Annotated in this window: 9 protein-coding genes and 1 pseudogene; 5 read left to right on the top strand and 5 right to left on the bottom strand. The window is 72.2% G+C overall.

From position 1 onward, the window contains the following. Window positions 1–296, top strand: a pseudogene (locus TA90_RS15015) (hypothetical protein); the annotation flags it as partial. 147 nt (window positions 297–443) lie between these two features. Here TA90_RS15015 and TA90_RS05480 read toward each other — a convergent pair. Next, the gene (locus TA90_RS05480; RefSeq protein ID WP_052450551.1) at window positions 444–1,559 is read right to left on the bottom strand and encodes an alkaline phosphatase family protein; all 1,116 of its coding nucleotides are present in this window, start codon (window positions 1,557–1,559) and stop codon (window positions 444–446) included. Window positions 1,560–1,611: 52 nt separating this feature from the next. After that, on the bottom strand, window positions 1,612–2,154 hold the full coding sequence (locus tag TA90_RS05475; protein WP_043535005.1) for a DUF5998 family protein: 543 nt from the start codon (window positions 2,152–2,154) through the stop codon (window positions 1,612–1,614). Window positions 2,155–2,222: 68 nt separating this feature from the next. On the opposite strand from TA90_RS05475, the gene TA90_RS05470 reads away from it, so the two are divergent. Then, the gene (locus tag TA90_RS05470) at window positions 2,223–4,700 is read left to right on the top strand and encodes a DNA gyrase/topoisomerase IV subunit A (RefSeq protein WP_043535009.1); all 2,478 of its coding nucleotides are present in this window, start codon (window positions 2,223–2,225) and stop codon (window positions 4,698–4,700) included. A gap of 71 nt (window positions 4,701–4,771) precedes the next feature. Here TA90_RS05470 and TA90_RS05465 read toward each other — a convergent pair whose 3' ends face one another. From TA90_RS05465 to TA90_RS05455, 3 genes are all read right to left on the bottom strand, one after another. Next, window positions 4,772–5,815, bottom strand: a complete 1,044-nt coding sequence (locus TA90_RS05465; protein ID WP_231550675.1) for an N-acetyltransferase — start codon at window positions 5,813–5,815, stop codon at window positions 4,772–4,774. Between the two features lie 56 nt (window positions 5,816–5,871). Then, window positions 5,872–6,891: a GNAT family N-acetyltransferase gene (locus TA90_RS05460; protein ID WP_043535007.1), complete on the bottom strand. Its 1,020-nt coding sequence runs from the start codon at window positions 6,889–6,891 to the stop codon at window positions 5,872–5,874. A gap of 66 nt (window positions 6,892–6,957) precedes the next feature. Further along, a complete protein-coding gene (locus TA90_RS05455; RefSeq protein WP_043535004.1) occupies window positions 6,958–9,066 on the bottom strand; it encodes a DNA gyrase/topoisomerase IV subunit B in 2,109 nt (702 codons plus the stop codon). Window positions 9,067–9,253: 187 nt separating this feature from the next. On the opposite strand from TA90_RS05455, the gene TA90_RS05450 reads away from it, so the two are divergent. From TA90_RS05450 to TA90_RS05440, 3 genes are all read left to right on the top strand, one after another. Next, a complete protein-coding gene (locus TA90_RS05450) occupies window positions 9,254–9,496 on the top strand; it encodes a DUF7455 domain-containing protein (protein ID WP_052450550.1) in 243 nt (80 codons plus the stop codon). Window positions 9,497–9,663: 167 nt separating this feature from the next. Next, a complete protein-coding gene (locus TA90_RS05445; RefSeq protein WP_043535002.1) occupies window positions 9,664–10,119 on the top strand; it encodes a type III secretion system chaperone family protein in 456 nt (151 codons plus the stop codon). 45 nt (window positions 10,120–10,164) lie between these two features. Continuing rightward, window positions 10,165–10,650 carry a YbjN domain-containing protein gene (locus TA90_RS05440; RefSeq protein ID WP_043535001.1) on the top strand — a complete coding sequence of 162 codons (486 nt, stop codon included), beginning with the start codon at window positions 10,165–10,167 and terminating at the stop codon, window positions 10,648–10,650. Window positions 10,651–10,766 lie beyond the last annotated feature (116 nt).

The following is a 10,766-nucleotide window of genomic DNA, read 5'->3' as shown; positions in this document are numbered from 1 at the left end:
CCACCGCGGCGGGCGCGGACCCGGGGAGCGCCCCCACCGACGGCGCCGGCGACCACCCCTCCGCCCCCTCCCCGCAGGTGCCCCGACGGCCCACCCCCGACGCCACGGGCCCCGCCCACGAGGGCGACGGCGCCGCCCACGGGTCCGCCGGGGACGCTCCCACCTCGGACACGCTCCCCGGGCTCGAGGAGGTCGGCCACCGCTCCGCCGCACGCCCCGAGCGGGAGAAGAAGCGTTCGCGCAGGCGCTCGGTGCCCTCCTGGGACGAGATCGTCTTCGGATCGAAGCCCCAGTAGTCCCGTCACAGCCGCGGCCCGCCGCACCCACCGCCGGCCACGCCCGCCGCACCCACCGCCGGTCACGCCCGTCGTCAGCCGCACCGGTGGCCCCGGTCCCGGTCCCGTCCCACCTGTCGGCCCACCGGTGCAGGCGGCACCGGACCCTCAGGCCAGGCGCATCACGGGGACCAGCATCTCGTCACTGGTCAGGGAGCCGTGGACGCCGACCTGGGCGATGGAGCCGGCCGACTGGACGCGGGAGTCGACCACCCCGTGGTGACCGCGCATGAGGACGAGCGCGTCCCCGACCACCGCGGAGCCCGGCCCCTCGCCGAGGACCTCCGCCATCTCCCCGGGCCTCCACACCCAGGCCACGTCGGCGAGCACGTCGCGCCACCGCTGCAGGACCTCGGGGCCGCGTCCCGCACGCGCGTGGACGTGGACGCAGCGCGCCTCCCCGGCGATGGCGGCGACGCCCTCGTCGAGGTCCGGTCGCGTCGCGAGGTCCAGGAGCCACTCCGGTGAGGTGTCGACCATGCCGTGGTCGGCCGTGAGCACGGCGCGCACGCCCTCCGGGAGACCCGCCAACAGCATGCGCAGACCCGCGTCGAACTCCTCCAGGGCATTGGTCCACTCCTCGGAGCCGACCCCGTGGTGGTGACCGGTGTGGTCGATGTCCGACCAGTACAGGTAGACCAGCGGGGTCCCGGCCCGCAGCTCCCGCAGTGCGGCACGGATGCGCTGGTCCCAGCCCGACGCCCCCACGTGCCGGGCCCCCCGCAGGGCGGCCCGCGTCAGACCGGAGCCGGCGAAGGCGGCGGGTGAGACCACGGCGGACTCCACCCCGACCCGGGCGAGCCTCTCGAAGGTCGTGTCGCAGGGCTGCCAGAGGACGGGGTCCACCCCCTCCGCGAAAGCGAGGAGTTTCATGGTGTCGCCCCCGGCCCGCACGGAGTAGCCGACCATCCGGGTGGCCCCCGGCAGGCGTCCGGTCGCGAAGGAGGTGATCGCCGCGGCGGTCGTGGAGGGGACCACCGTGTGCACCACCGTCGTGTCCTCGCGGTGGGAGCGCAGGACCGGTGCGTGCCCGAGGCGCGCCTCGAGGGGGACCCATCCGAGGCCGTCCACCAGCAGCACCAGCACCTGGGGGGCGGGTCCGATCCCCAGCCGCGCCCGGGCCTCCTCCCTCGCCCCGGGCAGCGCCGGGTCCAGGGCCGCCACGCAGGCGCCCAGCACGTCGGTGAGGCGCAGGGCGCCCCGGGGCGGCAGGTCCGGCACCACGCACGCGGAGTCGGCGGGGCAGCGATCGCCCCGGGCGGGGACGGGACCGGGCTCAGCCACGGTGCCCACCGATCAACGCGGTGAGCACGTCGACGAAGTGCTCGGCCCGCGCCAGGGACTCCTCACCGTCGGCCGCGGAGGACACGCGCATCGCCAGGTCGTCGGGGTAGCTGGTGGCGGCGTAGCCGTGGTCGGCCGCGCACTCCGGGTCGTCGCAGTGGCGCGGTTCCAGCTCGGCACGGCGCTGGCCGCCCAGGTCGACCGACACGGTGACCTCGGTGGGCACCGCCGCGGCGTCGCTGGCGGGGTGCGCGACGAGCTCGACGACGGAGGCGCCGCGGATGCCGGACAGGGGTGCGAGGGTGGTCTGGACCATCGCTCCCCCGTCCTCGACCTCGTCGATGTGGACCTGGACGAGTTGTGCGCGGGTGAGGGCCGCCACCGTGAGGTGCCGGAACATGGTGCCCCGGTCGAAGGCGGCGTCGAGCTGGCACAGGGAGGCCAGGGGCTCCTCGCCTGCCAGCCCTCGGCGCAGCGAACGCGCCGCCACCGCCGGGTAGAAGCCCAGGGACTCGATCTCCTGCCAGATGTCCATCCGCCAATTGTGCCCCCCGGCGGCGTGTGAGTCGAAGTGGGCCCACGCACGGCGGGACAATGGCCCCCATGCGCGAGAAGGAGTCGACCCGGCAGGTGCCACCCGAGGACCACAACATCTCCGAGATCGACGTCTCCCAGGAGATGAAGGGGTCGTTCCTGGAGTACGCGTACTCGGTGATCTACGCCCGGGCACTCCCCGACGCCCGTGACGGCCTCAAGCCCGTCCAGCGCAGGATCCTCTACCAGATGGACGAGATGGGTCTGCGTCCCGACCGCGGCCACGTCAAGTCCCAGCGCGTGGTCGGGGAGGTCATGGGCAAGCTCCACCCCCACGGCGACTCCGCGATCTACGACGCACTGGTCCGCATGGCCCAGCCCTTCAACCTGCGGGTCCCCCTGGTGGACGGGCACGGCAACTTCGGGTCCCTCGACGACGGCCCGGCCGCCGCGCGCTACACCGAGGCGCGCCTGGCCCCGGCAGCCCTCGACATGGTCAGGGACCTCGACCAGGACGTCGTCGACTTCGTCCCCAACTACGACAACCAGCTCACCCAGCCCGACGTCCTGCCCGCGGGCTTCCCGCAGCTCCTGGTCAACGGGTCCTCCGGCATCGCGGTGGGGATGGCGACGAACATCCCCCCGCACAACCTCGGGGAGACCGTCGCGGCCGCCTGCCACCTCCTGGAGCACCCCGAGGCGACCACGGCCGACCTCATGCGCTACGTCCCGGGCCCCGACCTGCCCGAGGGCGGCATCATCGTCGGCCTGGACGGCGTCCGCGAGGCCTACGAGACGGGTCGCGGCGCCTTCCGCACCCGCGCCAAGGTCACGGTGGAGCGGGTCACCGCCCGCAAGCACGGCCTGGTCGTCACCGAGCTGCCGTACATGGTGGGCCCCGAGCGCGTCATCGAGAAGATCAAGGAGAACGTCTCCGCGGGGCGTCTCAAGGGGATCTCCGCGGTGCAGAACCTCACGGACCGCCACCACGGCCTGCGCCTCGTCATCGAGGTGAAGAACGGCTTCAACCCGGAGGCCGTCCTCCAGCAGCTCTACCGCCGCACCCCCCTGGAGGAGTCCTTCTCCATCAACGCGGTCGCCCTCGTGGACGGTCAGCCCCACACCATGGGCCTGCGCGAGATGCTCCGCGTCTTCCTGGGCCACCGCCTCGACGTCGTCACGCGCCGCTCGCGATTCCGCCTCGGACAGTACGGTGACCGGCTCCACCTGGTCGAGGGCCTGCTCATCGCGATCCTCGACATCGACGACGTCATCGCGATCATCCGTTCCTCGGAGGACACCGCCTCGGCACGCGAACGTCTGATGATGGCCTTCGACCTCTCCCAGGTGCAGGCGGACCACATCCTCGAGCTGCGCCTGCGCAGGCTGACGAAGTTCTCCCGCATCGAACTCGAGGCGGAACGCGACGACCTGCGGGCGCGCATCGCGGCCCTCGAGGAGCTCCTCGCCTCGGAGGACCTCCTGCGCGGCCAGGTCCGTGAGGAACTCCTCGAGGTGGCCCAGCGCCTGGGGACACCCCGACGCACCCTCCTGCTGACGTCGGTGGGGAACGAGGGCGGCGCCGTCGGCGACGGCGCGGTGGCGCTCGCGGCCGCTCTGCCGGAGAGCACCGGTCGCGGGCGCGGACTCGACCTCGAGATCGCTGACGACCCGTGCACCGTCGTGCTCTCCGCCACCGGTGCCCTCGCGCGCGTCGAGGGCGCCGACCCGCTGGAGCCCGGCCCCCGCGCCAACTCCGACGGATGGCACGCACAGCTGGCCACCACCGCGCGCTCCCACGTCGCCGTGGTCACCGCCGACGGCCTCGCCCACCGCATCGAGGTGGTCGACCTGCCGGCACTCCCCCGCTTCGAGACGGGGTTGTCCCTGGCGGCGGCGACGCCGTCCACCCTGCTCCTGCACACCGACGAGACCGCCGTGGGGCTCCTCGACCCCGCCTCCCAGGACGTGGTGGCCATGGGGACCCGCTCGGGCGTCGTCAAGCGCCTGCGCCCCGAGGCTCCGCCCCAGCGCGACACCTGGGAGGTCATCTCCCTGGACGCGGAGGACAGGCTCGTGGGTCTGGCCCCCTGCCCCGACGGGGCCGACCTCGTCTTCGTCAGCTCGGACGCGCAGCTGTTGCGCACGCCCGCGGCGAAGGTCCGTCCCCAGGGTCGCACCGCCGGTGGGATGGCGGGGATGAAGCTCGCGGACGGTGCGGAGGCCATCGGGTTCTGGGTGGTGGTGGACCCGGCCGAGTGTGTGGTCGTCACGGTGGCGGCGGCAGCCGGGGCGCTGCCCGGGACCGGTCAGACGACCGCGAAGGTGACGCCCTTCGGGGAGTACCCCGTCAAGGGACGCGGCGGGCAGGGCGTCCGCACCCAGCGCTTCCTGCGGGGGGAGGACCGGCTCGACATCGCCTGGGTGGGACCGCGACCCGCGCGGGCCGCCTCCGCCGACGGCTCACCGGTGGACCTGCCCGCCGAGGACCCCCGGCGCGACGGGTCCGGCACGGTGGTCACCCACCCGGTCGCCTCCATCGGCTGAGGGCACGACGGTCGACGTCCGCCACCCCGCGCCCGTGCCCTGCCCCGGCGTGCCGGAGGGGCCCGCCCGGCTCAGACGTTGATCGCGTAGAGCCGGGACTGCCCGACGGTGCGGAAACCGAGGGAGTCGTAGACCACGAGTGCGCCGGAGTGGTTCGCGGACCCGAGGCCCGCTGCGGCGCGGTCCATGCCGTCCCTGCGTTGGGCCGTCATCGAGGCGACGATGAGCGCGTCGGCGACCCGCGTGTGACGCCACGGCTGGAGCACACCCATCTGGTCGATGTACCCCTCGCGCCACCCCAGGGCCGCCCAGTCCTGCTCGTAGCGGGAGGCCAGGAGGAACCCGGCGACCTGGGGCCTGTCCCCCGTGCGGTCCATGACCACGAAGGACCACTCCGGGACGAACCCGGTCCGGCCCATCAACCACTGCTCCATCGACTGGGGCGGGCGGCCCCATTCCTGCTCGGACAGCCTGTTCGAGGCCCGACGTGCGAGGTCCTCCAGGTCCTCCGACCAGGGGACCACGGAGAGGTAGCTGCCCAGGTCCGGTGGTGCGGGCAGCACCTCCAGGTCGGCGCGCAGCTCGTAGTAGGTGCGTGCCCAGTGGTAGCCGAGGGATTCCAGGTGGTCCTCCAGCTCCTCGTGCCCGGTCTCCACGTGCATGACGATCTGCGCACTGCCCTGTCCCGGGTTCGTGGCGAGCATCTGGCGGGCAGTCGCCGTCTGCCACTCGATCATCGAGCGACCGAGGCCCAGGCGCCGGAAGCGCGGGTCCACCCCGCCCTGGCACACGCACTCCACGTGCCCGGCGATGCGCACGCCGACCAGGCCGTAGGCGACCATCTGGCCCTTCGCGATGCCCCGGGTGGCGTACCCCGCCAGGCCGCGCCACTGACCGGTCGGGCCCAGCATCTCCACGACCTCGTCACGGGAGGTGCGGTAGGGCGGGTTGTCCGTCGCCTCGATGCGGGCGAAGAGGTTGGAGAGTGCGGCGCTGTGGTCCGCGGTGAGGCGCTCCCAGAGGATCCCGTGCGTCGAGGGCGGGACGGGCAGCTGGAGCGGGGCACCGACCCGCGCGGAGATGGGTGCCCCCTGCTGCCTGACCTCTTGGCTCACGCGTCCCTCACCTCCTCGTCCGTCCCCTTGTGCCCCGACTCCAGCCGGTACCACGTTCAGTGGTCGATCGAGTAGTACACCTGCGAGCGGTCGTCGATGAACCCCAGGTGCTCGTAGATCGCGTGGGCGTTCGTGGCACCCTTCGTGTCCACGTCGAGCCCGATGCGGGAGACGCCGGAGCGCGCGGCCGCCGCGACGGCGGCCCCGATGAGGGCACTGGTGAGTCCCCTCCCCCGGTGTCCACCCCCCACACCGATGAGTTCGACGTAGGCCTCGGTGCGTCCCTCGGCGAGCCAGCGTTCGACCGGTCTCCCCACCGCCGCGTACCCCGCGGGCCGCCCCTGTGGGTCGAGCGCCACGAAGGACCAGCGGGGGTCGAGTTCCGTGAGGGCCTCCTGCCACCACACCCCGCGCATCTCGGGCCAGAAGTGCTCCTCGAAGACCTGCATGTGCAGCTCGCGCACGGCCGAGGTGTCGACCCCGTCCCAGGGGACCACCCGGTAGCCGTCCCTGGGCGCGGGGGCCGTCTCCGAACCCTCGATCTCGCGGTACATGACCGCGAAGGTCCTCTGTGCGTGGAACCCGCCCGCGATGTAGAGACGACGCCGGTCCGTCATGTGTGAGTCGACGATGTTGGTGACCGCCGCCGGGACCTCCGAGTCCGCGCCGAAGTGGTCGACCAGGAGTTGCCGGGCCCGCCCGTCCTGCCAGTAGAGCAGGGAGCGCCCCAGTCCGCGTCCCCGCCAGTGCGGGGCGATGTAGGCGTTGACCACGGCGACCGCCATCTCGGTGACCCGGGCCACCACGCGCACGCTGGCGACGGCGACGACCCGGTCCCCGGCGTCGAGACCGACGATCGTGTCCAGGGGGTCGGTCCCGCGCAGACCCTCCATCATGTCGGCGACCTCTGCTGCCGAGGTGCGGTGGATCGCGTCGTCGGCGGCCTCGACCCGGCGGATGAGCTCCGCCACCACTGGGGCGTCCGAGGCGATGAGCGGGCGCCACCGGAGCCCGAGGTGGGCACCGGGGTAGGGTACGGAGGCCGGCGGCACGAGTCGCGCGGCGAGTCCAGTCATGCCGTCCATCCTACGGGGGCCTCACTTCGGCGGAGTCCACCCCGGCAGTGGGTGGACACGGCGGTCTCAGGCATCGATCCGCTCCCGGTCGATGTGCTCGGCACCCGAGACGATGAAGTCCCGTCGCGGTCCCACCACCGAGCCCATGAGGAGTTCGAACACGTCCTCCGCCTCGCGCAGGGCGGCCTCGTCCTCCAGGGTGACCCGGCGAAGTGCCCGGTGCGCGGGGTCCATGGTGGTCTCCGCCAGCTGGTCGGCGTCCATCTCGCCGAGTCCCTTGTAGCGCTGGATCGGGTCCTTCCAGTGCCTGCCGGACCTCTGGAGGGCCTTGAGTCGCGTGTGCAGCTCGGCCTCGGAGTACGTGTAGATGTACTCCCGCGGTCTCCTGCCGGAGGCCGAGACCTCGATGCGGTGCAGGGGGGGCACGGCCGCGTAGACCCGCCCGTCCTCCACCAGCGGCCGCATGTAGCGGAAGAACAGGGTGAGGAGGAGCGTGCGGATGTGGGCCCCGTCGACATCCGCGTCCGTCATGAGGATGATCTTGCCGTAACGGGCCTGGGCCAGGTCGAAGGTGCGGCCCGACCCCGCCCCGATGACCTGGATGATGCTGGCGCACTCCGCGTTGGCGAGCATGTCGGCGGTGGAGGCCTTCTGCACGTTGAGGATCTTGCCGCGGATGGGGAAGAGCGCCTGGTAGTGGCTGTTGCGCGCGGCCTTGGCGGTGCCGAGCGCGGAGTCGCCCTCCACGATGAACAGCTCGGTGTGGTGGACGTCCTCGGACCGGCAGTCGGCCAGTTTCGCGGGCAGCGAGGAGGTCTCCAGCGCGTTCTTGCGGCGCGAGATCTCCTTGTGCAGACGGGCCGAGACCCGGGCCTTCATCTCCCCGGTCACCTTCTCGAGGAGGAGCTGGGTCTGCTGCTTGTCATCACGCCGCGAGGAGGAGAACTTCGCCTCCAGCCACTCGGTGACCACCCGTGAGACGATCGCCCTGATCTGGGGGGTGCCGAGCACCTCCTTGGTCTGGCCCTCGAACTGGGGTTCCGGGAAGCGCACGGTGACGACGGCCGTCATCCCCGCCAGGACGTCGTCCTTCTCGGGGCGGCCGTCCTTCGCGGTGACCTTGAGGCGCCGGGAGTTGCGGTCGACCTGGGCCCGGAAGACCTTCAGCAGGGCCTGCTCGAACCCCGCCACGTGGGTGCCGCCCTTGGGGGTGGCGATGATGTTGACGAAGGAGCGGGTCTGGGTCTCGTAGCCCACGCCCCAGCGCAGCGCGCAGTCGACCTCGCAGGTCCGCTCCTCCTCGACGGGGCGCAGGTGGCCGGTGCCGGGGTCGATCTCCTGGACGACCTCCCGGTAGGTGCCCTCCCCCGTGATGTGCCAGGTGGCGGTGACGGGGCCGTCGCTGGCCAGCCAGTCCGCGAAGTCCACCACGCCGCCCTCGTAGTGGTAGGACTCGTGGACCTCCTCCTCGCCGCGCTCGTCCCAGCAGTTGATGGTCAGACCGGGCACCAGGAACGCCGTCTGGCGGGCGCGGGCCAGCAGCTCCTCCCAGGAGAACCCCTCCGTGGAGGGGAAGATCTGGAAGTCCGCCCAGAAGCGGACCCGCGTGCCGGTGACGCCCTTGCGGACCTTCGCGACCGTCTGCAGCTGCGAGGCGTCGGTGAACGGGCTGAAGGGCGAGTTCGGGGTGCGGACCCGGGAGTCGTCGAAGGTCCCCGGCTCACCGCGGCGGAAGCACATCTGGTAGGTGCGCCCGTTGCGGTCGACCTGGACGTCCATGCGGGCGGACAGGGCGTTGACGACGGAGGCGCCCACCCCGTGCAGCCCGCCGGAGGCCGCGTAGGAGCCGCCGCCGAACTTCCCTCCGGCGTGGAGCTTGGTGTAGACCACCTCCACACCCGACAGCCCCACACCGGGGACCTCGTCGACGGGGACGCCGCGACCGTCGTCGGACACGGAGGCGGAGTGGTCGGGATGGAGTCGCACGTCGATGGTGTGGCAGAAGCCCTCGAGGGCCTCGTCCACGGAGTTGTCGATGATCTCCCACAGGCAGTGCATGAGGCCGCGGTGGTCGGTGGAACCGATGTACATGCCGGGCCGCTTGCGCACGGCCTCCAGGCCCTCCAGGACGGAGAGGTGGCGTGCGGAGTAGTCGGATGCCGGGTCTGTCGTCACCCGCCCATAGTAGGAATTGTCCGCATGCCGGTCACGTCGGCCCGCCGGGAGCGATCGATCCGGAGGCGCGCGGGGCGTCCTGTGCTGCGGCATCATGCAGATCAGGGCCCCTCGGGGGAATTGTGCCCGGGGCGAAAGAGGGCCCCTCGCACTGTCGCCCGACGCCGATCGGTGGTCTGATGGGGTCATGAACGCAACGAGCATGCTTGAGCGTCCCGAGCCCGTCGATGCACCGGCACTCACGGCGGCCGACCGCTGTGACTACTGCGGGGCACGCGCCTGGGTGCGGGTGACGCTGGCCAGTGGGCAGCTCCTCTTCTGCGCGCACCACGCGCGCCAGCACATGGAGGCCCTGAGGTCCACCGCGCTGTCCATCCAGGACGACACGCACCTCCTGGTCGCCGACGAGAAGGGCACCTCCGTCCACTGACACCGGGACGCACCCGACCACTCCCCGCCCCGGCGGGGACCACGCGCGGCGTCGCAGGGACCACCCTGCGGCGCCGCGCGCCCGTTGGGGCGACCCATGCGCGGAGTTGTCCGCGGCACCGGCGCGTGCGTAGGTTGGGTGGACAGCACACAGGAAGGCACGCGCACATGGGACTGTTCTCCGCCCGGCCGGCACCCCCGCCCGTCGACGTGCCCACACCCGTCACGAGGGACCGGCTGGTCCTCCTCTTCGAGGACCAGGGCTGGAAGTACTTCATCGACAACGAGGGCGACCTCGGCGGGAACTGGGACGACAACCAGTTCTACTTCATGCTCCGCGGCCAGATGTCCGAGATCCTCCACATCCAGTCCATGTGGCACACGACCCTCGACATCGACCGGCTCGAGGAGGTCCGGGAGTTCATCGACACCTGGCACCGTGAGCGGCTGTGGCCCAAGTGCTACCACCGGATCTCCGACGAGGGCCGGATCCGCGTCTTCGCCGAGCACACCGTGGACCTCGAGCAGGGGGCGACGGACGCCCAGCTCCTCCAGCAGGTGCGCTGCGCCCTGGGCACCGCTGCCCAGTTCTACGACGAGATCACCCGCGGACTCGACGTCTGAGCCGACGACGTCCGCCACCGCACACCGAAGGAAGGACCCGACCACATGGGATGGTTCACCCGCCGCCCCCGCACCCGCACCGCGCCCGCCGAGGACACGGTGCGCCCCCTCTCCCAGGAGCGCCTCACCGGGATCCTGGACGCACAGGGATGGCACTGGGTGATCGACGAGGACGGCGACCTGGGTGGCAACTGGGAGGGGAACACCTTCTGGTTCTTCCTCACGGGCTCCGACCGGGAGGTGCTCCAGGTCCAGGGCGCGCTGCGCGACCGTCTGTCGTTGTCGGAGCTGGACGCCCTGCGCCTCTTCATCGAGGACTGGCACCGGGACCACTACTGGCCGAAGTGCTCCTACCGGGTCGAGGAGGAGGACGCGACCGTGCAGCTGCTCGCCTCCCACACCATCGACCACGAGGCCGGCGCCACGGACGCACAGCTCCTCCAGCAGATCCGCTGCGCCCTGGGGACCGCGAACCAGGTCTTCGAGGCGGCGCGGGAGACCTTCGCGCTGGGCGGGCGGACGGCGGACTGACCACCGCGTCCGCCGCGGGGCCACGAGGCCGCAGTGCGGACGGCCCCCGGGTGCACAGGTGCACCCGGGGGCCGTCGCCACGTGTCAGGAGTGGTCCCCCACCTCAGTCCAGGTAG

The organism is Actinomyces polynesiensis, assembly GCF_000820725.1.
In the GTDB taxonomy this organism is placed as follows: domain Bacteria; phylum Actinomycetota; class Actinomycetes; order Actinomycetales; family Actinomycetaceae; genus Pauljensenia; species Pauljensenia polynesiensis.
This window is presented reverse-complemented; position numbering and strand designations above follow the sequence as displayed.

Bases quoted from the DNA above. Each gene is read 5' to 3' on its own strand.
- TA90_RS05475 (WP_043535005.1), bottom strand. From the start codon at position 2,154: ATGGACATCTGGCAGGAGATCGAGTCCCTGGGCTTCTACCCGGCGGTG.
- TA90_RS05470 (WP_043535009.1), top strand. From the start codon at position 2,223: ATGCGCGAGAAGGAGTCGACCCGGCAGGTGCCACCCGAGGACCACAAC.
- TA90_RS05460 (WP_043535007.1), bottom strand. From the start codon at position 6,891: ATGACTGGACTCGCCGCGCGACTCGTGCCGCCGGCCTCCGTACCCTAC.
- TA90_RS05450 (WP_052450550.1), top strand. From the start codon at position 9,254: ATGAACGCAACGAGCATGCTTGAGCGTCCCGAGCCCGTCGATGCACCG.
- TA90_RS05445 (WP_043535002.1), top strand. From the start codon at position 9,664: ATGGGACTGTTCTCCGCCCGGCCGGCACCCCCGCCCGTCGACGTGCCC.
- TA90_RS05440 (WP_043535001.1), top strand. From the start codon at position 10,165: ATGGGATGGTTCACCCGCCGCCCCCGCACCCGCACCGCGCCCGCCGAG.